Below are 24,149 nucleotides of genomic sequence, written 5' to 3' on the forward strand. Positions count from 1 at the left end.
GCTCGATCCGTCAGCAGACCTATGAACAGGCCCGCCAGCACCATCCACGCCGCTGGGCAAGACCGCCACGCGATTGGTCCCAGCCACAGATCGTGCGGGTGAATCATCCTCGCCCACAAGAAGCTGTCGCCGCCTGAGAATCAGAAACCCAGGCCCCAGGGGGTGTGGTTGGTCCGCCCGCAAGAGGCGGATCGGCCTCAGCCCAGCCCGGGGGCCGGCCGATCAATCCTTGGCTGCTGGCCTGATGTCGATGACCGCTCGATCCCACCCGCTGAGCCCATGACCAATATCTCGGAGTAAGATTGAAACGGTGCTGAGAGCAGCACCCCGAGCGGACAACTTTGCTGATAGGTCCCGAACCTCGATCCTGCTGAGCCCTTTACGACAGGCTGATCACCGCTTGGATCTCAGGCAGAGATTGCTTGAGATGAGCAGCGCTCCGGCCGGGATTTCAGAAGCCGACTGGCTCGCCACTCCATCCAGTGTTAGGGAGCTCGTCGGCCAAGTGCAGGCCTTACAGCTGGAGAACGAGCAGCTCTGCCAACAGCTCACCGTCCTGGCCACGGAACTGGTTGGCCTGCGGGAACGGCTTGGCCGCAACTCCCGCAATTCCTCAAAGCCGCCCTCCAGTGATGGCCTGGGTTTTAAGCCGCCTGTCCGCCGCAAGGGCAGAGGCCGCAAGCGTGGCGGGCAGCAGGGCCACCCCGGTAACGGGCCAGAGCTGCTGCCGGTAGAGCGCTGCGACGACGTGCTGGATCACTACCCCAAGGCCTGCCGCCGCTGCGGCACCCTGTTGCAGGGAGATGATCCAGAGCCCCATCGGCACCAGGTGATCGACATTCCGCCGATCACAGCCCAGGTGATCGAACATCGGCTGCACCGGTTGATCTGCCCCTGCTGCTCTACCAGCACTTGCGCTCCGTTGCCGGTTGGCGTGGAGCAGAGCCTTCCCCTTGAGCATCAGCAAGACCCAGGCGCTGCTGGATCAGCTGCTGGGGATTGCAATCAGCAGCGGCGCCATCGCCACCATCCGCTCACGACTGGCCGAGTGCCTGCAGCAGCCGGTGGAGGAAGCCCTGGAGGTGGCACGCCAGCAGCCGGTGGTCTACATGGATGAAACCGGTGCCCCCACGGGCAATGCGGATGGGGGTAATCCCGATGGGCGTCGCGGTTGGCTGTGGGTGTTGATGACGCCCGTCCTGACGGTGTTCGTGCAGGGCCTGAGCCGCTCGGCCGCTGCTGCCACCGTGCTGCTGGGCAACGCCTTTACCGGCACGGTGGTGAGCGATCGCTTCTCGGCTTACAACCACCTGCCGCTTGAGCAGCGCCAGCTGTGCTGGGCGCACTTGATCCGTGACCTCACCGCCATTGAGCAGCGGCCTGGCGCCAGCAGAGAGATCGGCACCGCATTGCTGGCGTTGCAGCAGCAGCTATTTGAGCACTGGCACCACTGGAAGGACGGCCAGATCAACCGGGACCAGCTGCAACATGGCTGCTGGCCGATCCGTGAACAGTTTGAGCAGACGCTGCAGCGGGTGGTGGAGGTGGGCTGCGAGAAAGGTGAACGCACACCCTGGGCCCAGACGGTGCGCACCTGCCAGCAGCTGAATCAGCGCAAGCAGGCCTTGTGGACGTTTCTGGAGAAACTAGGGATCGAGCCCACCAACAACGGCGCCGAGAGGGCGCTGCGGCAGGCGGTGATTCAACGCAAGATCAGTCACGGCGTCCAGTCCCGCAGCGGTGGGCTTTGCCGCACGCGGCTGCTGACGGTGTGCACGAGCCTGCGGCAACAAGGCCGCGATGTGTGGAGCTTCCTGGAGCTGGCCTGGACTGCCCATCGGATTGGAGGTGAGATGCCCTCACTGCTACCCAACAACTGAGCAGCGCTCACGCACCTGAGGCATCAGCAGAGCAGATCAGCAGACTCGCTTGATGACCATGGGAGCCGAAGTGCCGTGACTCAGCGTCTCGCCCCCTGAATGGGTACGGGGCTCAAACAACAGAACTCCAAGCTCAAGCGATTTCTCGCGGTTGCTGAGCTCGACAACGCGATGCTCTATCCGATGGCTTCTGCGCATCAGTCGGAGCTGACCGAGGGAATCGTCTGAGCCCGGAACGACACGCAGGGGCGTGATGGTTCTTCAAGATCGATTCCGGGTCTCCCAGCGGCGTGCCTGCCGGTTGGCGGGCCAGAACCTCACCACCCAACGCCGGTCCGTGCCGGTGGCGGACATTCAGGAGCAGATTCTACACCGGCGGAAGCGCGCCCGGCCTGCTGAAGGCTCGCGGGAGCTGCTGAGAGCTGAGTACCCGCACCACGTGTGGGCGATCGACTTTCAGTTCGCCAAGGCGATTGATGGTCACACGTTCAAGTTCCTCAACGTTGTGGATGAATTCAGCCGTTTCTGGCTGGAGACTCGGGTGAACAGCTGCTGCCAGCCCGTTGTGATGATCGATACGATTGAAGACCTAGTCAAGCTCTATCCGCCATTTATTCTGCTGTGCATGGACAATGGGCCTGAGTTCGGTCCACATGCGCTGCAGGCATGGCGCAAACGTAGCAGGTCCAGTATAGCTACATTGAGCCAGGTACACCCTTGCTGGATCCCTGTCTGGAATCCCTAAGCAGCCGGTTCAGGGATGAACTTTGTTCACTATCGAGCCGTTTGTCTCAGTGACGGAAGCCAGCCTGTTGGCAGAGCAACTCTGGATGGAGTAAGATAGCAGGGTTCATCCGTACGGCAATCCAGAATCCCCCCCCCCCCCCCCCCCCCCCCCCCCCCCCCCCCCCCCCCCCCCCCCCCCCCCCCCCCCCCCCCCCCCCCTAGAGACCCTTCACTAGTGGAAAGCGTCCCGACAACCCGCCAGAGCTCAGAAGCACTGAACCAGGGGTGGGTGCACCCCTCAGATCCAGCACGCTGCGAGCTAGACCACAGAAGAGAAAAGGTTATAGTAAGTACAGCGATAGAGGATTCGATTTGACGCCTGAAAGCCCTACAGCTCGTCATCAGCCACGACCCGACCCTTACGGATCTCAACGCATAGAGATAGTCAAATCAGCTGGGGTAAATTCATTTTATGGGCACTCATCGATCATTCGCCGCTATTGTGGCTACCCGATTGATCAACCCATTCCCTATGTTGTCCAGCATGGAACAATTGGCCTCTCTCAGGATTTCTATGAGGTCCGAGGATGGTTCAAACGCGAAGTACTAACGCGATACTGGAGCTGGAACCACAGGGGGCTGGAACAGGCAGTGCATGCCGGATCTCAGGTTACTGTCAATATTCTGGGGTCTCCTTTTCTCTATCTCGTTCGCATGATTCGCGACATTCAGAGAATTGACGACCGCGGCTTAGCTCGGCCGTCGCGCTTCCACGTGAATGACATTAGGACCAAGGTTGAGGCTGTACTCAAAGAGTTCAAGCATGATAACAGCAGCCAGCCTCCGCTTATTTTCACACCCCATTCCACGCCAGATCTCATCATTTCAAAGCAGACTCATGGCCAGTTTGCAGAGCATCTTCAACGTCACGAAGGACTCCGGTCTGGAAGCGTTTGCATGCACCCTTATGATATCTTTCTGGGAAATCATGTGATCTATGCAGATGCCGGCTTTGGCGTAGCCTCATGCATGGATGAAGTTATCAACAAATATCCGTGGAATAATGATGATTTCTGGCAGGCTTATAGTAGGATCGGAATAGAGTTTCTTGTCAACCTGTATTCCTTGCTCATGCGCTCTTCGATCTGTTACTTCTATGGACTTTCGACTCCACTCTTTTATGCGGGTTTTCTAAACCGAAGATGTAGGCTTCTAAAGCTCAAGCCCCACCAGTTTATTGAAGGTATTCCCGGCATCCAAGGCATCGGAAATACGCAACCTCTCCCGCAGGCAGACTTAAACATAAGCCCAGGCTTAAATAGAGCGCTCTATACAACAAGTCCAAGCGATAGTCAGCGGCGCATGATCAAGACTCATTGCGACATTGTTCTAGGCGCACATCACATGCTCAGCCCGAGGCAATTGTTCCAGAATCTCAACCTAGCTTACCACGAACTACAGGCTGGCGGCAAAATCGCAGGCTTCCATGATTAACTCCCATACTAAGAGGCTATCTCTCAGGCTAGAGTGCTTAGTGTCGCGTCTAAGGAAACTCGGGGCAACAAGGGCTTCAGCGGCTCTCGAGATCAACCATCACTTAATTCGCCCTCCAGCTCTGCTCAGGGATCAATCTGTTCTCATCAAGGGTAATCTTAAACCCTTTTGATGCTGTTTTGCGATCGCGAATGGCCTCATTCGGGTAGACCACTCCCTTGATTCCCCTCTCCCAAGCAAGTGACGCCGTGCCAGGAACAGATTCGTGAGTGCAGCCAGCACGTTCACCTTGCAGCGGTTCTTCACCATGCCCCGCAGCCGCATCTTCTGAAAGCCGAACAGCTGCTTGATCACGCAGAACGGAGGCTCATCCTTGGCTCGGATGTAGGTCTTGGTGGTGTCGACCAGGTCCTGCAGTCTTCCGTCTGGGGTTTTGGACAGAGCTCGCCGTTTGCCTGGCCGCATGGTATTCCAGAACTCCACGGCCTTGCCGGCCACCTCAGGTCGTTTCGTGATGCGCAGATACCCCCCATCGACATAGGGCCTCCTGAGAAAGCTAAGCGGTGCTTCAATTGATAGCACCGTGGAATCCCCTCCAGCTTGCCGATTGATCCTCAGGCGGCAGCAGGATGATCACTGCTGGGCAACCCACTGTCGTTACCATCATCCTCATGGGCCTCCGTTTCTGCGGATCGAATGACATCCAGGCCATGACGAACAATCATTTCGTTGCAATCGTTGACGACTGATTCCGGCAACCGCTTGCGAAAATAGACCATCATCGATGGATCAAACGGGGCCGAATACTGGAATGCCTCCCCTCCCGACCGATGAAGAGTTGGGGATAGGGATTTTCCTTGATCTGCTCCACCAGTTCTTCTTCGGTGAGGGCCAGGCGCGCTTTGATGATCAAAGCGCCGAGCGCCATTCGGAATGGCTTGGCGGGCGCTGCAAAGCCCTTGCAGAACTGCGACGCGTAGTCATCTTCCAGGTCTTCCCAGGGGATGAGTTCTGCCAGCTTGATCCAGCGGTTATCACCAGACAGTTTGCCGCCAAATGGCAGGAAGAAGTCCTCAAACTAGAGCTGATGACGAGGCTCGCATCGATGCATGTGAGGCGGTCTGGCTTTTCTGGACAGGTCCCATCGTTAACCTCTGAGGCGGGGTACCGCCCCTGAAAGGGGCTCCCACCAATGAGCAAGCGCCGCACCCACAGCCCCGAGTTCAAGGCCAGGGTCGCCATGGAGGCGATCAGTGGCCGTAAGACGATCCAGGAGATCGCCGCGGATCACGCCATCCACCCGATCCAGGTGAGCCAGTGGAAGCGCCAGCTCCTCGACGGTGCCAGCGAGCTGTTCACCAGAGGCAAGAAGACCAGGGACAAGGACGAGGGGCAGGCCAAGGAGGCAGAGCTGTTCCAGCAGATCGGCCGCCTGCAGATGGAGCTGGAGTGGCTCAAAAAAAAGTCTCAGCTGCTCTGATGCCCATGAACTGCGCAAGCTGGTCGATCACGACCACCCTGAGCTCAGTGTCAGCCGCCAATGTGCGCTGCTGGGTCTGCCGCGATCGACGCTCTACTACCGACCAGCGCCGGTGCGGGAATCGACGCTGCGGATCATGGCCAGGATTGACGCCCTCTACCTGGAGGATCCCTGCAGCGGCAGCCGCCGGATGGTGGGCTATCTGGCCAGAGATGGGATCCCGATCAGCCCTGACCGGGTGCGAAACCTCATGCGCCGCATGGGGTTACGGGCGATCTACCAGAAGCCTCGCACTACGGTTCCTGGGGATCCATCCGAGCGCTTTCCCTGCCTCGTGGATCTCAGCACGGTCACGGCTGTGGATCAGGTGTGGGCCACCGATATCACCTACATTCCGCTCCAGAAGGGTTTCCTCTACCTGGTGGCGATCGTGGATCTCTTCTCCAGGAACGTGCTCAGCTGGAAACTCTCCAACAGCCTTGACACGGAGTTCTGTCTGGATGCCCTGGAGATGGCGCTGGGAGATGGCCGCAAGCCAGAGGTCTTCCACTCCGATCAGGGTTGTCAGTTCACGTCATCTGCCTTCGTGGCGAGGCTGCGGGCAGAGGAGATCAAGATCAGCTGGTCTGGAAGAAAGCGCTGTTACGACAACATCCTCGTTGAACGGTTGTGGAGGACCGTCAAGTACGAGGAAGTCTATCTACGTGCCTACAAGGATGGCTGGGAAGCTGAGATCAGCCTTGCCCGCTTCCTGTGGAGGTACTGCCATGTAAGACCCCACAGCTCTCTGGGAGGCAGAACTCCCAATGAGGTCTACACTGAGACCGAACCCTGTTCCTCCCGTCCAGGGTTAACGATGTCAGGGGCCAGAGCTGTCCAATAAAAGGCACCCACCTCAATGTGGAAAACTCTGGGCGGCTTTTCGGCGGAAATGAGCCGATTTGCGTACATTTTACCGTATAAAACTGCTCAGATCCACTGCAGTGCAGGCGGTCTGGTCTTTCGCAGGAGGCCCTACCTCCTCACAAGCCTGCGGACCGCCCTAAAAGCATTGCTACGACTGGTCTGTCACCGCTGGGGCATTGAAAACGAGTGGCACTGGGTCCGGGATGGTCAGCTGGCCGAGGATGGCCACCGCTACGCCCACCGAATCGGCGCACCGCTGGTCCCCTTCCTGCGCACGCTGGTGATGAACCTGCTGCGGCGAGTTGGCTTCCGGTCAATCCATGCCGGACAGCAGGAGCTGGCGCATGACATCAGCCGGATGCTGATGGCGGGAGGCATGATCACGGCCTGATAAGACGTTCAGGCAGCCCTGATCAAGCCGGCCTATCGCCAGCAAGGAGGAGGCCTGCCAGTGGGTGACGTCGTTTGTGGATTGGTACAACCATCGGCACCGCCATAGCGGGGTCAAGTTCGTGACTCCCTACCAGCGCTACTGTGGAGATGCCGTGGAGATCTGCCGTCACCGGGCTGTCGTCTACGAACAGGCACGCCAGCGGCATCCCCACCGCTGGTCACGATCAACACGTTGCTGGCATCAGCCGGAGTGAGGTGGTCTGGATCAATCAGCGGCCAGCCGAAATCGAACTCGACCCAGCTATGTTGTCGAAGGCTGCCTGAACAACAGCAGGGCGTCATCTCTCCTGGCAGTTACCGCGGGGCATAGAGAAGGTGAACGGTGAGTGGCACCTGATCGCCGCTGACGCACAACTTGCTGAAGTTGGTCCGCTACCGACGAATGCAGGAGCCGCGGCCGGCAGTGGCAGGGTGAGGGGATACAGCCCTGTCGACACCGGCCAGGAATGCATCTGCTCCACATTGATGGGGCTCTGGACGCACACGGCCATGGCCGCCGCTATCAGCGCAGCCGTATTGCACTGCGAGTATTGGCCTGGAGTTCTACTGGCTACAAGCTCCTAGGATCATCAAGGCGCACCTCTCCATCGGCGGAAGAGTGATGAACTCCCTGGGCCTTGGCTGGCTAAAGAATGTGTGACCCAAGAAGCCAGTGCAGCGCAAACAATGGGAGAGTCCGCATTACATGATCCATGTCTACACGAACCGGCTGGGCCATGTTTTCGCATGTCGATCATCGGATCAACCGCCATCGAAGGCTGGGCTGCTCGCAGGGAGCCAGTAACGGGAATATGCGTATCGCGATCGGTGACTCCACCCGCCCGACCTATGTCGAAGTGCTCGCCTCCAACCAGAAAGCCAAAGCTATTGGGGTCTGGCCCACGCAGTTAACAGGAAATACAATTTTAGAAGCAATAAGCGTTCAAGCACGAAGAGTAGCAGCGAAGTCTATTAATTGCTGCTCATAGCACTTCATGTCTTCGGAGCTCCTCTGATTCTCAATACTCTTAAACGCTTTGCGTAGATCCTCTGGCGAACTTGGGATGGTGAGCAGGGCGCTTGTAATTTCGGCTTCCGGATCAAAATACGACCATTCAACATTCATCAATGTGCAATACTTCCTGTTAGTGGCGGCATAGCATTTGTCGATAGCAAAGGAAGCAATGTCAATAAGCTCTTGCATGCCAATCGGAGAGCATGCCGTGAATGGCGCACCCTTCACTCTTGTGCTTAAGGAGCCAAGCCAATCATTTCGCTGATGAGGGTTTGGTATCCATGATGAGTCAACTCCGTCATTGCAAATGCAAATGGCCATCGCTTCGCATAGCATTGGTGAGAACGAAGGATTCGTATTCCGGTCTAGATCTCCTATCAATTCAGGATCACACTCAATGCCTGCTTTGGCTAGAAAGTCACTAAGCAATGAATACTCGTGGCGCTTTGTTGGAATGTGATTGCTTTTCACTGCGTAAGTGCCCTCAACAGACTTTGACTTGAGCATCAGAAGTTCGTAGAATCGAAACCAATTCCGAGGTAGCTGAGTCACGGTGGATTCGGTGTTCAGAGCTTCCACGATAATCCTACGCTCTAAAGGCGCAAACATCTCGGGCCTCAGTCCCTGAGCGTGGAGGAATCCAATGTCATTTTTCAATCTAGTTGGACATCGAAAGTACCATTGCTTGTATGCAGCCTGAAAATACGAGGACTGAGTTCTTGTGTATCCAATCGCAATGACTTCATCGACCGAGTAGCGGCGCAAAGCTCTTTCTGCAATGAAATTAACCGCTAGTGGGTGATTGCCCAATACTTCGTGACTAATTAGCAAGGATGGTGAGCTCCAGGAGCTAAATATCTGATCAAGCCTTTCTAGGTCCGCGACCGCCTTTGCCTCGAGTCCCAAGCTCAGTCTCCTGGGTATCTCAGGATCAAGATGATTGAAAGTGACCAAATCCCCGCTCTGAGCGGCGATCTTTTCAAGGGCATCCTGAATCGAAGTAGAGCCACACTTCTGAGCACCGAAGTGAATGACAAGTGTCCTTTGCAACGGTTGATAAAATGCACTGTGGCTAGTTTAACCCATAAACTCTATTACTCCTTTCCGGTTCCAATTCGGACTTGTCTTGCTGCGCCGGAAGTCACTGATCCGGCTGTGGTCGAGCTGATGGTTTGCCGTGAGCACCCGGAAAGCCAGATGCTCGTAGCAGGCCAGCGCAATTTTCCAGGAGGGGTGAATGCCCACTCAGTAGGGCCTCCTGAGAAAGCTAAGCGGTGCTTCAATTGATAGCACCGTAGAATCCCCTCCAGCTTGCCGATTGATCCTCAGGCAGCAGCAGGATGCTCGTTCAGCACCGCCACATGGGAGTTGCAGGCTGCTCTATGGGCTAGAAGAAGCTGTAGCCAGTAGGCTAAAAGGACAAAAAGAAGCTCCAGGAGCTTCTCGAGGTTCATGACGAGCACATTCAACGCAATGGCGCAACCCTGGGTCGTGGCGAGCTTCTCGCGGATCAGATCCAATCCATACCGTCGCTTCCCCTGCCCGATCTTGCCCTCAACGGCATTGCGTTGTCGCTGGTCATCCAGAAACTGCTTCTTCTCCTCAGCCAGCAACTGTGGATCGCTCTTGGGGCGACCGAGGCGCGGACCACTCAAGCGAATGCCATGACGCTGGCAGAAGGCTCGGTTGGATCGCGTTCGATAAATCTGATCAGCACAGATCACCTTTGGATAGTGGCCATATCGGCGGCGATAAGCGCTTGCCTGAGCCTTCAGATCTTCTCCTTCGTTGTAGGGATTATAACTCAGCCGATCAAGAAAGGTGAACCCATCGCCAGTGACTGAGATTGAGATCTTTGCGCCAAACTCAACGTTGCTTCTGGCCTTGCCACGCACGATGGGCCTGATGTGAGCTTGGTAGAGGCTCACGATTCGATCAGGGATGCTTCTGCTGTCTGAGTGATAAAGAATCTTCTGCTGACGCACCAGTTCACTGACCACCAGCAGCTTGTGGTACCAATGCCGACCTGCTGCCAGAAGGAAGTCACCACAAGCGGTCAGGGCATCAATACTGGCCAGATTCCGCTCCAGATGGCCCAGCTGCTGCTGAATGGCCTTGCGGATCATGCTGATGCGAGGTCGCTTCTTCTTGGCTACGGCAAGAAACTGCTGTCTGGCTTTCTTACGATGGGTTCGAGGCTTATCGCCAAAGGATGCTCTGACCTGAGGATGCATCGCATCAATGAGCTTCTCCGTGACCTCCCTGGCCTCATTGAGCAGAGAGAGGTCCGTTGGGTATCGGATATCGGCGGGGACGCACGTGGCGTCAATCAACAGGGTGCCCTGGTTGGAAGATGCTCTGTCAGAGCCAGCCTGCGCGGGCTGATCACTGCTGGGCAACCCACTGTCGTTATCATCATCCTGGGATGATGCGGATCGAATGACGTTCAGGCCATGACGGACAATCCTTTCGTTGCAGTCGTTGACGATTGATTCCGGCAACCGCTTGCGAAAATAGACCATCATCGATGGATCAAACGGGGCCGAATACTGGAAGGCCTCCAGGCCGATGAAGAATTGGAGATAGGGATTCTCCTTGATCTGCTCCACCAGTTCTTCATCGGTGAGGCCTAGGCGAGCCTTGATGATTAAAGCGCCGAGCGCCATTCGAAATGGCTTGGCGGGGGCTCCAAAGCCCTTGCAGAACTGCGACGCGTAGTCATCTTCCAGATCATCCCAGGGAATGAGTTCTGCCAGCTTGATCCAGCGGTTATCACCAGAGAGTTTGCCGCCAAAGGGCAGGAAGAAATCTTCAAACGAGAGCTGATGACGAGGCTCGCGTCGATACATGTGGAAAACTCTGGGCAGCTTTTCGGCTCAAATGAGCCGATTTGCGTACATTCTACCGTCTAAAACTGCTCAGATCCACTGCGGTGCAAGCGGTCTGGTCTTTCTCAGGAGGCCCTACGTAAACACCGGCCACGCTATGACCGAGAGAAGGCTCGTGCCAACTTCCTTCGAGTTGCCAAGCAAAAGAAGCCCCGTCGCTCCACAATAAAGGCAACCATACGCCGCCAGCTCGATTACCTGCAGCGGAATCTTGATGCCATTGATGTCCTGATCGCCTCTGGGGCAATGCTTTCGGGCCTGAAGACCCATTGGTGGCGGAAGCTCCTTGTTATTAGCGAGCTGCACCGTCAGCAAAGCATCCTGTTGTATTCCAAGACCCGCAGCATGCCCGACCGCATCGTGAACCTGGTTCAGCGACACGTTCGGCCCATGGTTCGCGGCAAGGCAAGGGCTGATGTTGAGTTTGGTGCCAAGATCAGTGTATCGGTGCGGAACGGCTTTGCTTTCCTGCACAGAATCAGCTGGGATCCATACAACGAGGCTGAAGACCTGATCCCACAAGCCAAGAAGTATAAGCAGGAGTATGGCTGCTATCCCGAGCGAATCTGCGCTGACCGCATCTACATCAATACCAGGAACCGTAACTTCTGCACCAGAAACAACATTCGGCTGTCAGGAAAGCGATTAGGGAGACCCCCGAAAGATCCTGAGATCAATGCTGCGTACTCGCAGCAGCTCAGCGCAGACCAGCGGAAGCGAAATGAAGTTGAGGGATGCTTTGGATCAGGGAAGAGGAAGTATGCTCTAGATCTGGTTATGCCTCGGTTGCACAGAGGTGCAGAGAATTCGATCTCGATGGCATTTGTGGTGATGTGTGCAGAGAAGATCCGAAGGCTCCTCCGCCTCTTTTTTGTCGCTATTTTCCCTGGTTATGTGCCTTGCAATGGCCAGGTTGCCTCTGGATGGAGCGCAGAAACACTTTGCAGCTCGGAATGGCTTATTCACTGGTCGCTGTATAGCCGCGCGCATGAGCCGCCTACGCCCTGCTCGTTGACAGAATTCGGATCCATCCTGAGGTTCTCTTTTTCAGGAGTCCCTAATCAAGTTAGGGTACTCCCGAAAAACAAACCCTGGCTTGCGATAACACGGCCATTGTATGCCATCAGGTCTGATCTCCAAAACCTCCCTTAAGCACACGGTGAACCCAAGCCATCTCAACAGGCAGCTTTAATTTAGCAAACCTTAAACCAAATACTAGCGCCACCAACGCCATTCGGCGTAGGCATAAACTTCGACGCAAAGCCACTTTTTCCAATGAAGTTGTTGGCCAACAAGGGCTTTAGCCTGCCAGTTGATACAAGCACCTGAACGAGATAGTCTTCGTACCAATATAGCCGCTGATTAACTAAGTGGGGCCTAGGCCGCCCATGCGGCAAGTAAAGATCATGGATTTGGACAATCACGCCTGGCCGTAGGAGCGGAAACAGAATGCAATAAACAAACACACAGTCATTTCCCGTCTTAAGTGCATGACTTGAATCTATAAAGAGGACATCACCGTCAGCGACACTGGCTGAGATTTCAGCCGGGTCGCATTCCTGAATCTTCGTTTCAATAATCTCAATGTCAAGCTTCGAGATATCTGCCCGCGGAGCCGGATCAATGCATACAAGGCGGCCACTTCCAGCCATTGCCGATGCCGCAATCCGAGAACTCCAGCCAGAGCCCACCTCGACAACTGTTTTCGGCTTGTACTTCCTCAAGAAACCATAGTAATGGACAGCATCGCTTCTATCAAACTGTCCGTTTGCCCATTGAAATCCTGTTTCCGAACAAAAACTTTCAAGGTCATAAGGAATTTCTTCGTTTATGTCGCTGAGCAGCTTCAGCTGTTCGGCAAGGCAATATCTGTCAGGCGAAAATAGAGGCAGCGAGTTGCCGTCGCTGTCATACTCAAACGAAGAATTTATGTCCTCAATTGTGGGAAGGCTTGAATAAAAGTGTGGCTTCCGGATGCAGACCCCATCATTGCCCGACTCTATATATGCTCGAGCCTCTTGGTCGCTCCACGCGTACTTTGAAGCAAGTCGCTTAAGCAAGTCTAGCTCCCTCACGGTTTCAGGATCCAACATGTCCAGCTCTTCAGTCGCGATAATTGGGCGAAGTCGAGCTTAGCGGCAGCACTCGAGGAGGTCCAACGGACAAGATAACCAAATAAACGAAAAGCTGCGCGGATCTGCTTAAAACTTTGTCAGGAAGACCTTTTAATACATTTGGAAGGCCGGGAAGCGCAACCTAAGCAACCAAGCAACAGCGGCTTAGTTCTAGAGTTTTCGACAAAAGATATCAGACTGAGAAGTCGCAAATGCTGGTCTCAAGGCCTGAAACAATTTGGCTCCTCTTGCCAGCCGCTCCTCCGGATCCGCCACCGTGCGGTTCACCTCCAGCAAAGCCATCAGCACCGGCTCACTCATCGAAGTGTTGGACCACGGCACCTGTTTGGGCAGTTCTTCCTGATGGGCCCCCGCAGCCATCAACACACGCTGTACCAGGCTCTCGGCGGGCTCATAGGGCAGCACATCAACCGCAGTACAGGCAGCGCGCAGCTCCGCGAGGATCGGCTCAAGTCGCAGGCTGGCGGCCTCCTCCTCCAGCCACGCATCCGGGCTGCGCGTTTCCCCCACATAGGGATCCTTCACTGCCTGGTTGTAGAGCGAAGCCGCCCTGCTGAGCAGGTCACGCTCCACCAGCAGCGCCCTGATGCCCACCGGATCGGCGATGCCATGGCCCACCAAGAATGCCACCACCCTAGCGGCGCAGCCCTTGCTGAGATACTCGCTGCTGATCAGCAGGGTGCGCTGGCTGACGCCCTCCAGCTCGGTGCGCAACTGCTCCAGCAGCTCAGCCGGCTCGAGCTCCTCGGCATCAGGCCTCTTCAGCTCAGGCACCAGAGTGAACACCAGGTTGTGATGGGAACCGTCCGGCCATTGGCCGGCCTTCGGATAGTGAAAGGCCTTAAACACCTGATCGCGCAGCACCGCCTGGATCGCACTGGTGCCGGTCTTGTGCGGGCCGGCATGCAGGATCAGCCGGCATGGGGGCATCACACCGCTGCCACCGCCTCCCGCTCCGCCAGCCCCACCGTTGCCATCTCGCTGGGCGGCACCAGCAGCTTGAATCGGAGCTTCCAGCTGGGCCAGTCGGCCAGGATCTGGGCGGCGCGGATGCTGCCGGTGTTCTCCAGGTGGCGCTCCAGCAAGGGCCTGAGGATCGCCTCCTGCTCGGGCGTGGTGAGCTCCACGATCGTCACCGTGTCGGGGTTCACGCGGGGGGCCAGGCCGTCCTGTTCATCGAGGATGAAAGCCACCCCGCCGGTCATGCCCGCGGCCAGGTTGCGGCCGGTGCTGCCCAGCACCACCACAACCCCGCCGGTCATGTACTCACAGCAGTGGTCGCCGGCGCCCTCCACCACCGCCACGGCGCCGCTGTTGCGCACGGCGAAGCGCTCGCCGGCACGGCCGAGGGCGAACAGTTCGCCACCGGTGGCGCCGTAGAGGCAGGTGTTGCCCAGGATCACCTGGCTGCCGGGGTCGATGCCACCGGCATGGGGCACCACGCTGATGCAGCCGCCGTTCATGCCCTTGCCCACGTAGTCGTTGGCGTCGCCCACCAGGTGCAGGTTCATGCCCTGCAGCAGGAAGGCACCGAAGCTCTGGCCGGCAGCCCCTTCGAAGCGCAGGTCGAGCTGGCCGCGGAAGCCCTTGTTGCCATGGCGGGCGGCGATTTCGCCGGCCAGCCGGGCACCCACGCTGCGATCGGTGTTGATGATCGGCAGGCTGCGATCGGCGTGGCCGTGGCCATCGATGGCGGCCATCAGCTCCGCGTCGGCCAGCAGCCGGTCCTCCAGGATCGGGCCGTTGGAGTGGGCCTCGCTGGCCTGAGCCAGCCAGCTGCGATCGGCGGATGCCGGCAGCTCATCGAGCAGGCAGGAGAGATCCACGGCGCTGGTTTTGGCCAACGCCACCTGGCGCGGGGCCAGCAGGTCGTTGCGGCCGATCAGCTCCTCCATGCTGGCCACCCCGAGCACGCTCATCAGTTGCCGCACCTCCTCAGCCACGAACAGGAAGAAATTCACCACGTGCTCGGGGATGCCGGTGAACCGCCGGCGCAGGGCCTCCTTCTGGCTGGCCACGCCAACCGGGCAGTTGTTGGTGTGGCAGATGCGGGCCATGATGCAGCCCTCGGCGATCATGGCCACCGAGCCGAAGCCGTATTCCTGAGCGCCCAGCAGGGCGGCGATCACCACGTCCCAGCCGGTCTTGAGGCCGCCGTCGGCCCGCAGCAGCACCCGATCGCGCAGGCCGTTCTCGAGCAGGCTGCGATGCACTTCGCTGAGCCCCAGCTCCCAGGGGCTGCCGGCATGCTTGATCGAACTCAGCGGCGAGGCGCCGGTGCCGCCGTCGTGACCGGAGATCTGGATCACGTCGGCGTTGGCCTTGGCCACCCCGGCGGCGATCGTGCCGATGCCGATCTCAGCCACCAGCTTCACGCTCACCTTGGCGGCGGGATGCACCTGATGCAGGTCGTGGATCAGCTGGGCCAGATCCTCGATCGAATAGATGTCGTGGTGGGGCGGCGGTGAGATCAGCGGCACGCCCGGCTTGCTGTTGCGCAGCCAGGCGATGTAGGCGTCCACCTTGGGGCCGGGCAGCTGGCCGCCCTCGCCGGGCTTGGCGCCCTGGGCCACCTTGATTTCCAGCTGCCTGCCGCTGCGCAGATACTCGGCCGTCACCCCGAAGCGACCCGAAGCCACCTGCTTGATCGCCGAGCAGGCGCTGTCGCCATTGCGCAGGCCGCCGATGCCGGGAAGGGTGGGGGAGCGGCCGGCGCCGTCCACATCGTTGAGCACATGGAACCGGGCCGGGTCCTCGCCCCCCTCACCGCTGTTGCTCTTGCCGCCGAGCCGGTTCATGGCCACCGCCAGCACCTCATGGGCTTCGCGGGAGAGGGCACCGAGACTCATGCCGCCGGTGCAGAAGCGCCGGCAGATGCTCTCCACACTCTCCACCTGATCCAGGGGCAGGGGTGTGGCCGCAGGCCGCAGCTCCAGCAGGTCGCGCAGGGCGGTGACCGGCCGGTTCTCGAGCAGGGTCTTGTAGGTGGAGAAGTGGTCGTAGCCCGGGCCTGCCTTGACGGCCGCGTGCAGGGCCTTGGCCATCTCAGGGCTGTTGAGGTGATATTCGCCGCCGCTGCGGTATTGCACAAAGCCCATGAATTCCAGCTTGGTGCGATCCAGCTCGGGGAAAGCCTTGGCGTGGAAGCTGAGGGTTTCACTGGCCAGTTCGGCCAGGCTGAGGCCGGCGATCCGGCTGGTGGTGCCGCGGAAGGCCAGCTCGATCAGATCGGCGCCGATGCCGATGGCCTCGAAGATCTGGGCTCCGTGGTAGCTGGCCAGCAGCGAGATGCCGATCTTGGAGAGGATCTTGCGCAGGCCGTCTTCGAGAGCCTTGCGCACGTTGGCCTGGGCCTTGGTGCCATCGAGGGCCGGCAACTTTCCGGTTTCAATCAGCTTCTGGGTGCGCGGCTGGGCCAGCCAGTGGCGGGTGGTTTCCCAGGTGAGCCAGGGGCACACCGCACTGGCGCCGAAACCGATCAGGCAGGCCAGATGGTGGGTGCTCCAGCACTGGGCCGTGTCCACCACCAGGGAGGTGTGCAGGCGCAGGCCCAGGCTCAGCAGGTGGTGATGCACCGCCCCAACCGCCAGCAGCGGCGGCACGTAGGTGGTGGTGGCGTTGATGCCACTGGGGCGGCCATCGAGGCCGTGTCGATCGCTGAGCACGAGGATCTGGCATCCCTCGCGCACGGCGGCCTCAGCTTCTCTCTGCAGGCGGCGCACGGCCTGCTCCAGGCCAGTGGGTCCAGCGGCCACCGCCACCAGGGTGGAGAGGTGGGCCGTGGGCAGCCCCTGGTCGGGGAGGGCTGCCAGCTCGGCCTCGTTGAGCAGCGGGGTGTCGAGGTGCAGCACGGCCGCGCCGGAGGCCTCGGGGCGCAGGGCCGAGCCCCGCCGCCCGAGGTGCATCTCCAGGCTCATCACCAGCTTTTCGCGCAGCGGGTCGATCGGCGGGTTGGTGACCTGGGCGAAGCGCTGCTTGAAGTAGTCGTAGAGCAGGTGCGGCTTGCTGGAGAGCACCGCCAGGGGGATGTCGTCGCCCATGCAGTAGGTGGGCTCCTTGCCAGCTCCGGCCATGTCCTCGATCACCAGATCGAGATCTTCAGCGGTGAAGCCGAAGGCCGTCTGCTGCCGCAGCAGGTCGAGGTCGGCCAGGCGCCGCTGCTGCTCCCAGGGCTGGGACGGCAGGCCGCGGCGGTTGTCAGCCAGCCAGCTGGCATAGGGATGGCGGGCAGCGGCCTCCTCCTTCACGTCCCAGTTGTGCAGCAGCCGGCCCTGCTCCAGGTCCACGGCCAGCATCTGGCCGGGACCGAGCCGGCCCTTCTCCACGATCAGGGATTCCTGCAGTTCCAGCACCCCGGTTTCCGAGCCCATCACCACATAGCCATCACTGGTGATGCAGTAGCGGGCCGGCCGCAGGCCGTTGCGATCCAGGGTGGCGCCGACGCTGCGGCCGTCGCTGAACACCAGCAGGGCCGGGCCGTCCCAGGGCTCCTGGGTGCAGGCGTTGAACGCATACATGGCCTGGATCGCCGGACGGCTCTCAAGCTCGGGCTGGTGGCGGAACGCCTCCGGCACCAGGGTGAGCAGGCTGTCGGTGATCGGCCGGCCGCTGCGCACCAGCAGCTCCAGCGTGGCGTCAAGGTTGGCCGAATCGCTGAAGGCCGGATTCACCACCGGTTTGAGGTCGGCGGCCGCATCGCCCCACACCGCATCGAGGTTGGCTTCCGAGGCCCGGGCCCAGTTGATGTTACCCAGCAGCGTGTTGATCTCACCGTTGTGGCCCAGCAGCCGCATCGGCTGGGCCAGGGGCCAGCGGGGCAGGGTGTTGGTGCTGAAGCGGCGGTGATACACCGCGAAGGTGACGGCGAAGCGCGGATCGCGCAGGTCGGCGTAGAAGGCCGGCAGCACCTCCGAGCGCACCATGCCCTTGTACACCGTGGTGCGGCTGCTGAGAGCGGCGAAATAGAGGTCGCCGGCGGCAGCGGCGCCCCAGGCCTCCCGGGCCCGGTCGCCGCAACGGCGGCGCAGGCGGAACAGCAGGGCTTCGAGGGCATCGCCCTGCTCCTCGGCTGACAGCAGCCACTGCTCGATGCAGGGAGCGGTGTCACGCGCCATGGGACCGAGCACCGCTGAGTCCACGGGCACGCTGCGCCAGCCCAGGCTGCGCAGGCCGAAGCGCTCGGCCTCCTCGTTGCAGAAGCTGCGGGCCTGCTCCCGGCGGGCGGCGTCGGTGGGCAGGAACACCATGCCGAGACCGCGGGAGCTGCCGGCAGTGGCGGCCGCCTGCGGCCACACGGCCTCCAGGAAGCCCCAGGGAATGGCGCAGAGCACACCGGCGCCATCGCCGGAGTCGCCATCACCGCCGCAGCCGCCACGGTGCTCCATGCAACCCAGGCCCCGCAGGGCCTGCTGCAGCAGCCAGCGACTGGGCTCCCCGCGCAGGGAAGCCACAAAACCCACCCCGCAAGCATCCCGCTCTCCAGCCACGGCGTCAGGGGCTGGGCTGTCGCAGTGGGGCCATGCGGGGCGGGGGAATCGAGGCATATCCCGAGGTGTTCCGGCGAGTGTCGTAGCGGTGGACAGGGGCACGAGCGGCCCCGGGGGGGTCTCCAGGGGCTGGGGGCCGTTGGCGGCTTGGCGGTGGGCCTGCGGCGGCTTGGCGGCGGGCCCTCGGCGGGTGGCCGGTCGAGCCGGTGCTGGGCCGATGCCGCCTGCCTCCGGGGATGCATGCACCTGATGAGCTGGTAATCCTAGTCAGGCGCAGCCCTGGGGCCACGTTTAAGGTCTGCGGCCAACGGCGGACCGTGAGGCTGCAGGCCATGACCAGCTCAGGACCAACGGCACACGCACCCCACCAGGCCAGCTGCCGCCGCGCTCCGGCCGCTATCGGCGCCCTCAGCCTGGTGGCCCTCGCCCTGGTGTCACCCCTGCTGAATGACGCCGCTTTGGCCGCCCCGCGGATGCCGCCGGCGGTGCGGCGCAGCAGCCCCACCCCGGCGGCGCCAGAGACGCGAGAGGGTGCCACGGTGCTGGTGAACGGCCGCGCCCAACAGGCGCGCTGGCGCTGGATCGGCGCCGAGAGTGCGCCCAGCCAGGTGTGGCTGCCGCTGGAAGTGCTGCAGAACCAGCTGGGGGTGAGCAGCCGCAGCCTCAGCGACGGCACCCTGGATCTGGAGTGGTTCGGGCGCCCCCTGAAGGTGCCGCCTGACCAGCAACAGGCCCTCGACGACGAGGTGGCCATCGATGCCCTGCCACTGCTGCAGGCCGTGGGGGTGGGGCTCGGGGCCGACGACGGACGGCTGCGCCTCGATCTGCCGGTGACCACGCTGGTGGGGGTGCGCAGCTCCACCCAGGTGGGGATCCGCCGGGTGGTGCTCGACCTCAGCGGGCCGGCGCTGGTGGAGACCGGAGCCGGAGAACTGCTGCTGGGCATCCGGGGCGATGCCGCCCGGCTGCGGGAGCTGCAGGGCCTGGGCCTGGCCGCCAGAAGCGACAGCCGCGGGCTCGCCCTGCGCACCGGCGGTGCGGCCCCGAGCCGGGTGTTCACCCTCGGCGAACCCTCCCGGGTGGTGATCGACCTGCCCGCCGGCGCGCCGGCCACTGCCCCGGCGGCCCCGGCGCCGATCGATCCGCGGCTGCAGGCCCTGCTGGGCCGGGGCGTGCGCTGGGACCGCATGGGCCGCGATGGGATGCGCATCAATGCCGTGCGCGTGGAGCCCGCCAATGGCCCCCTGCAGCTGGTGCCGCTCGTGCGGCCGGGGGGCATGACCGGCCTGGGTACCCTCACCCAGCTGGCCCAGCAGAACCAGGCACTGGTGGCGATCAACGGGGGTTACTTCAACCGGGTGCGGCGCCTGCCGCTGGGCGCGCTCAAGCGCGATGGGCGCTGGCTGTCGGGGCCGATCCTCAACCGGGGGGTGGCCGCCTGGAGCGGCCGCGAGCTGCCCCGCTTCGGGCGTCTCAGCCTGGAGGAGTGGGTGGCGGGCAGCGACGGCCGTCGCCTGCCGCTGGTGGTGGTGAACAGCGGCTTCGTGCAGCGCGGAATCAGCCGCTACACCCCCGACTGGGGGCATGCCTACCAGGCCCTGAGCGGCAACGAAACGGCCCTGCTGCTGCGCAACGACACCGTGGTGCAGCAGTTCGCGGCCCCCGACCTGGAGCGGGGCGTGCCGCTGCGCCAAGGCGACACCCTGCTCGTGGGCCGGGGAGGCACCGTGATGCCCTGGAGCCAGGGCGAGCGGCTCACCCTGAGCAGCCGCCCCAGCTCGCCGCTGGGCGAAGCCCAGCAGGTGATCGGCGGCGGGCCGCTGCTCCTGGAGGGCGGGCGCACGGTGCTCAACGGCAGCGCCGAGAGTTTCGCCGCCAGCTTCATGACCCAGGGGGCACCGCGCACCGTGCTGGCCAGCGACGGGCGGGAGGTGTGGCTGATCACCCTGGAGGGGGATGGCACTCCGGGGCCGACCCTGACGCAGACGGCCCAGATCCTGCTGCAGTTGGGCCTGCGGGACGCCCTCAACCTCGATGGCGGCAGCTCCACGGGCCTGGTGATGGGAGGCAGCCTGCAGGTGAAGGGACGCGGCGTGGTGGGCAGCGTCCACAACGGCGTGGGCCTGGTGCCCTGATCCGCGGTGGCTGCCACAGTGAGACCCTCAGATGCCCGCTGCCGCTGCCGCAGCCCCGCAATGCCCAAGGGCCACAGCCTGCGACTCACCAGCGCCGCCGCCGCCGAACTGGGGCGCCAGGCGGCCGTGGCCGGCACCCCAGGCCTGATGCACGTGGATCTGGTGGAGGGGGGCTGCGAGCAGTGGACGATCCGGCTGCGGCCCGGCCACCTGGCCGGTGTGCCGATCGCCCGGGCCGACGGCGTGACCCTCCATGCCCCGCTCGAGCAGACGGCGTTGCTCGCAGGGTTGAGCCTGGATTACCGCGGCGATCTGAGCGGCGGCGGATTCCTGGTGCGCAGCGCCGAGGGGGTACGAACCTGTGCCTGCGGGGCGGCCTTCAGCCCGCTGCTGGGAAGGGGTCGGGCGACCCGGTAAGGTGACGGATTGTCGATTGAGGTCGGAACGTCCGCCCAGTCGTTTCGTTCCCGGCCCCCGAACTTCCGGCCCTCGATGCCCACTATTCAGCAGCTCATCCGTACCGAGCGTCAGCGACTGACCCGCAAGACCAAGTCGCCGGCGCTGCGGGCCTGCCCCGAACGCCGAGGTGTGTGCACCCGCGTGTACACCTCCACCCCGAAGAAGCCCAACTCGGCCCTGCGCAAGGTGGCCCGTGTGCGGCTGACCTCCGGCTTTGAGGTCACCGCCTACATCCCCGGCATCGGCCACAACCTCCAGGAGCACTCGGTGGTACTGATCCGCGGTGGCCGGGTGAAGGATCTGCCCGGTGTGCGCTATCACATCATCCGCGGCACGCTCGACACCGCCGGCGTCAAGGACCGCCGCCAGGCCCGCTCCAAATACGGCGCCAAGACGCCCAAAGACTGAAGACCAGGCCTTTGGGCCTGAGGCCCTGAATCACCCCCTGACTCCCTCACCAGCTCCTTCACCTCGCCCCCATGTCCCGCCGCAACGCCGCCGTCAAGCGCCCGGTTCTGCCCGACCCGCAGTTCAACAGCCGCCTGGCCTCCATGATGGTTGCCCGGCTGATGAAGCACGGCAAGAAATCCACTGCTCAGCGGATCCTCTCGGATGCCTTCACCCTGATCAACGAACGCACCGGCACGGATCCCCTCGAATTGTTCGAGACGGCCGTGCGCAATGCCACCCCCCTAGTGGCGGTGAAGGCACGGCGGGTGGGCGGCGCCACCTACCAGGTGCCGATGGAAGTGCGCCAGGAGCGTGGCACCGCCATGGCGCTGCGCTGGCTGGTGAACTTCTCGCGGGGCCGCAATGGCCGCAGCATGGCCCAGAAGCTCGCCGGCGAGCTGATGGATGCCGCCAACGAGGCCGGCAGTGCCGTACGCAAGCGGGAAGAGACCCACAAGATGGCCGAGGCCAACAAGGCCTTTGCTCACTACCGCTACTGAGACCCGCCTCAACTCGCCCCTAGGGGGCTGATCACTAGAGTGATCCTCACCCATCTGTAGACCCTTCGGAGATCACACCTGTGGCCCGCGCCTTTCCACTGGAACGCGTCAGAAATATCGGCATCGCCGCTCACATTGACGCGGGCAAAACCACCACTACCGAGCGTATCCTCTTCTATTCAGGGGTCGTCCACAAGATGGGCGAAGTTCACGACGGCGCAGCCGTCACCGATTGGATGGCCCAGGAGCGCGAGCGGGGCATCACGATCACCGCCGCGGCGATCTCCACCAGCTGGAATGATCACCGCATCAACATCATCGACACCCCCGGCCACGTCGACTTCACCATCGAGGTGGAGCGCTCGATGCGTGTGCTCGATGGCGTGATCGCCGTGTTCTGCGCCGTCGGTGGCGTGCAGCCTCAGTCGGAAACGGTGTGGCGCCAGGCTGACCGCTACAAGGTGCCGCGCATGGTGTTCGTCAACAAGATGGACCGCACCGGCGCCGACTTCCTCAAGGTGTACGGCCAGATCAAGGACCGCCTCAAGGCCAAAGCCGCCCCCATTCAGCTGCCGATCGGCGCTGAAGGTGATCTGATCGGGATCATCGATCTGGTGAAGAACAAGGCCTACATCTACAAGGACGACCTCGGCCAGGAGATCGAGGAAAGCGAGGTGCCTGCGGATATGGCCGAGACGGTGGCCGAGTGGCGCACCAAGCTGATGGAGTCGGTGGCCGAAACCGATGAAGACCTCGTGGAGGCCTTCCTCGACAACGGTGAGCTCAGCGAGGAGCAGCTCCGGAAGGGCATCCGCACCGGCGTTCTGCGCCACGGGCTGGTGCCCATGCTCTGCGGGTCGGCCTTCAAGAACAAAGGGGTCCAGCTGCTGCTTGACGCCGTGGTCGACTACCTCCCCGCCCCGGTGGATGTGCCGCCGATTCAGGGTCTGCTGCCCGATGGCAGCGAAGCGCTGCGCGCCTCCGACGACAGCGCCCCGTTCAGCGCCCTGGCCTTCAAGGTGATGGCCGATCCCTTCGGCAAGCTCACCTTCGTGCGCATCTACTCGGGTGTGCTGCAGAAGGGCAGCTACGTGCTCAACTCCACCAAGGACAAGAAGGAACGCATTTCCCGCCTGATCGTGCTCAAGGCCGATGAGCGCGAGGAGGTGGATGAGCTGCGGGCCGGCGATCTGGGAGCCGTGCTGGGCCTCAAGGACACCACCACCGGCGATACCCTCTGCACCGACAGCGAGCCAATCGTTCTGGAATCGCTGTACATCCCCGAGCCGGTGATCTCAGTGGCCGTGGAGCCCAAAACCAAGGGCGACATGGAAAAGCTCTCCAAGGCTCTTCAATCTCTCTCCGAAGAAGATCCCACCTTCCGGGTGTCCACCGATCCGGAGACCAGCCAGACCGTGATCGCCGGGATGGGCGAACTGCATCTGGAAATCCTGGTGGACCGGATGCTGCGCGAGTTCAAGGTGGAAGCCAACATCGGCGCCCCTCAGGTGTCCTACCGAGAAACCATTCGCGGGAGCGCCAAGGGCGAGGGCAAGTTCGCCCGCCAGACCGGTGGCAAGGGCCAGTACGGCCACGTGGTGATCGAAATGGAACCCGGTGAACCGGGTTCCGGATTCGAATTCGTCAACAAGATTGTTGGCGGCATTGTGCCCAAGGAATACATCGGTCCTGCCGAAAATGGCATGAAGGAAACCTGCGAATCCGGCGTGGTCGCGGGTTATCCGATGATCGATGTGAAGGTCACCATGGTCGACGGCTCCTACCACGACGTCGACTCTTCTGAGATGGCGTTCAAGATCGCCGGCTCCATGGCCTTCAAGGACGGCGTCAAGAAGTGCAATCCCGTACTGCTTGAGCCGATGATGAAGGTGGAGGTTGAGGTGCCCGAGGACTTCCTGGGCTCGGTCATCGGCGACCTCTCATCCCGCCGCGGCCAGGTTGAAGGTCAGTCTATGGACGACGGGCTCTCCAAGGTCCAGTCCAAAGTGCCCCTGGCCGAAATGTTCGGCTACGCCACCCAGCTCCGATCCATGACCCAGGGTCGGGGTATCTTCTCGATGGAGTTCAGCCATTACGAGGAAGTTCCTCGCAATGTGGCCGAGGCCATCATCTCCAAGAATCAGGGCAAGTCCTGATCTTTCA

General features: G+C 61.5%; 20 protein-coding genes and 2 pseudogenes. 14 read left to right on the plus strand and 8 right to left on the minus strand.

Going from position 1 to position 24,149, the window contains the following annotated elements; genetic code table 11:
• Positions 1 to 427 precede the first annotated feature (427 nt).
• The 5 genes and pseudogenes from KBY96_RS16590 to KBY96_RS14610 form a co-directional block, all read left to right on the plus strand.
• Positions 428 to 841: pseudogene (locus KBY96_RS16590) on the plus strand (DUF6444 domain-containing protein); the annotation flags it as partial.
• Positions 842 to 953: 112 nt separating this feature from the next.
• Positions 954 to 1,880, plus strand: coding sequence for an IS66 family transposase (gene tnpC, locus KBY96_RS16595; RefSeq protein ID WP_396122336.1), 927 nt, complete (start codon positions 954 to 956; stop codon positions 1,878 to 1,880).
• 99 nt (positions 1,881 to 1,979) lie between these two features.
• Positions 1,980 to 2,108 (plus strand): hypothetical protein, encoded by a 129-nt coding sequence (locus tag KBY96_RS14600; RefSeq protein WP_254980260.1) that lies wholly within the window; start codon positions 1,980 to 1,982, stop codon positions 2,106 to 2,108.
• A gap of 109 nt (positions 2,109 to 2,217) precedes the next feature.
• Positions 2,218 to 2,625, plus strand: a complete 408-nt coding sequence (locus KBY96_RS14605; protein ID WP_254980261.1) for a hypothetical protein — start codon at positions 2,218 to 2,220, stop codon at positions 2,623 to 2,625.
• A 353-nt stretch (positions 2,626 to 2,978) separates the two neighbouring features.
• Positions 2,979 to 4,100 (plus strand): hypothetical protein, encoded by a 1,122-nt coding sequence (locus KBY96_RS14610; RefSeq protein WP_254980262.1) that lies wholly within the window; start codon positions 2,979 to 2,981, stop codon positions 4,098 to 4,100.
• Between the two features lie 132 nt (positions 4,101 to 4,232).
• Here the strand turns inward: KBY96_RS14610 and KBY96_RS14615 are convergent, their stop codons facing one another.
• On the minus strand, positions 4,233 to 4,598 hold the full coding sequence (locus KBY96_RS14615) for a hypothetical protein (protein ID WP_254980263.1): 366 nt from the start codon (positions 4,596 to 4,598) through the stop codon (positions 4,233 to 4,235).
• Positions 4,599 to 4,800: 202 nt separating this feature from the next.
• Positions 4,801 to 5,163 (minus strand): annotated as a pseudogene (locus tag KBY96_RS14620) (transposase); the annotation flags it as partial.
• Positions 5,164 to 5,292: 129 nt separating this feature from the next.
• On the opposite strand from KBY96_RS14620, the gene KBY96_RS14625 reads away from it, so the two are divergent.
• Genes KBY96_RS14625 through KBY96_RS14635 form a run of 3 tightly spaced genes read left to right on the plus strand, consistent with a single transcriptional unit; the run spans position 5,293 to position 6,877 of the window.
• The gene (locus KBY96_RS14625) at positions 5,293 to 5,580 is read left to right on the plus strand and encodes a transposase (RefSeq protein WP_254980264.1); all 288 of its coding nucleotides are present in this window, start codon (positions 5,293 to 5,295) and stop codon (positions 5,578 to 5,580) included.
• Between the two features lie 19 nt (positions 5,581 to 5,599).
• Positions 5,600 to 6,463, plus strand: coding sequence for an IS3 family transposase (locus KBY96_RS14630; RefSeq protein WP_254980292.1), 864 nt, complete (start codon positions 5,600 to 5,602; stop codon positions 6,461 to 6,463).
• Between the two features lie 15 nt (positions 6,464 to 6,478).
• Positions 6,479 to 6,877 (plus strand): hypothetical protein, encoded by a 399-nt coding sequence (locus tag KBY96_RS14635; protein WP_254980265.1) that lies wholly within the window; start codon positions 6,479 to 6,481, stop codon positions 6,875 to 6,877.
• Positions 6,878 to 7,861: 984 nt separating this feature from the next.
• Here the strand turns inward: KBY96_RS14635 and KBY96_RS14640 are convergent.
• The 3 genes from KBY96_RS14640 to KBY96_RS14650 form a co-directional block, all read right to left on the minus strand.
• Positions 7,862 to 8,440, minus strand: coding sequence for a hypothetical protein (locus KBY96_RS14640; RefSeq protein ID WP_254980266.1), 579 nt, complete (start codon positions 8,438 to 8,440; stop codon positions 7,862 to 7,864).
• Between the two features lie 818 nt (positions 8,441 to 9,258).
• Complete coding sequence (locus KBY96_RS14645; protein WP_254980267.1) at positions 9,259 to 10,782, minus strand: IS5 family transposase; 1,524 nt, start codon at positions 10,780 to 10,782, stop codon at positions 9,259 to 9,261.
• Positions 10,783 to 10,896: 114 nt separating this feature from the next.
• Positions 10,897 to 11,295 carry a hypothetical protein gene (locus tag KBY96_RS14650; protein WP_254980268.1) on the minus strand — a complete coding sequence of 133 codons (399 nt, stop codon included), beginning with the start codon at positions 11,293 to 11,295 and terminating at the stop codon, positions 10,897 to 10,899.
• On the opposite strand from KBY96_RS14650, the gene KBY96_RS16600 reads away from it, so the two are divergent.
• Positions 11,212 to 11,973 (plus strand): transposase, encoded by a 762-nt coding sequence (locus tag KBY96_RS16600; RefSeq protein ID WP_396122337.1) that lies wholly within the window; start codon positions 11,212 to 11,214, stop codon positions 11,971 to 11,973. The two genes, KBY96_RS14650 and KBY96_RS16600, sit on opposite strands and share 84 nt — an antisense overlap.
• A gap of 41 nt (positions 11,974 to 12,014) precedes the next feature.
• Here KBY96_RS16600 and KBY96_RS14655 read toward each other — a convergent pair whose 3' ends face one another.
• The 3 genes from KBY96_RS14655 to gltB all read right to left on the minus strand — a co-directional run bounded on the left by KBY96_RS14655 (position 12,015) and on the right by gltB (position 18,499).
• A complete protein-coding gene (locus tag KBY96_RS14655) occupies positions 12,015 to 12,911 on the minus strand; it encodes a class I SAM-dependent methyltransferase (RefSeq protein WP_254980269.1) in 897 nt (298 codons plus the stop codon).
• 195 nt (positions 12,912 to 13,106) lie between these two features.
• On the minus strand, positions 13,107 to 13,670 hold the full coding sequence (locus KBY96_RS14660) for a hypothetical protein (RefSeq protein ID WP_254980270.1): 564 nt from the start codon (positions 13,668 to 13,670) through the stop codon (positions 13,107 to 13,109).
• Positions 13,671 to 13,885: 215 nt separating this feature from the next.
• Positions 13,886 to 18,499 carry a glutamate synthase large subunit gene (gltB, locus tag KBY96_RS14665; protein WP_254980272.1) on the minus strand — a complete coding sequence of 1,538 codons (4,614 nt, stop codon included), beginning with the start codon at positions 18,497 to 18,499 and terminating at the stop codon, positions 13,886 to 13,888.
• 275 nt (positions 18,500 to 18,774) lie between these two features.
• On the opposite strand from gltB, the gene KBY96_RS14670 reads away from it, so the two are divergent.
• From KBY96_RS14670 to fusA, 5 genes are all read left to right on the plus strand, one after another.
• Positions 18,775 to 20,577 (plus strand): phosphodiester glycosidase family protein, encoded by a 1,803-nt coding sequence (locus tag KBY96_RS14670; RefSeq protein WP_254980273.1) that lies wholly within the window; start codon positions 18,775 to 18,777, stop codon positions 20,575 to 20,577.
• Between the two features lie 60 nt (positions 20,578 to 20,637).
• Complete coding sequence (locus KBY96_RS14675) at positions 20,638 to 20,994, plus strand: AIR synthase (protein ID WP_254980274.1); 357 nt, start codon at positions 20,638 to 20,640, stop codon at positions 20,992 to 20,994.
• Positions 20,995 to 21,069: 75 nt separating this feature from the next.
• Positions 21,070 to 21,444, plus strand: a complete 375-nt coding sequence (rpsL, locus tag KBY96_RS14680) for a 30S ribosomal protein S12 (protein ID WP_254980275.1) — start codon at positions 21,070 to 21,072, stop codon at positions 21,442 to 21,444.
• Positions 21,445 to 21,515: 71 nt separating this feature from the next.
• A complete protein-coding gene (gene rpsG, locus KBY96_RS14685; RefSeq protein WP_254980276.1) occupies positions 21,516 to 21,986 on the plus strand; it encodes a 30S ribosomal protein S7 in 471 nt (156 codons plus the stop codon).
• Positions 21,987 to 22,066: 80 nt separating this feature from the next.
• Entirely contained in the window at positions 22,067 to 24,142 is a 2,076-nt protein-coding gene (gene fusA, locus KBY96_RS14690) for an elongation factor G (protein WP_254980277.1), read from the plus strand.
• Positions 24,143 to 24,149 lie beyond the last annotated feature (7 nt).

This window comes from Cyanobium sp. ATX 6A2, from assembly GCF_024346355.1.
Lineage (GTDB): Bacteria > Cyanobacteriota > Cyanobacteriia > PCC-6307 > Cyanobiaceae > NIES-981.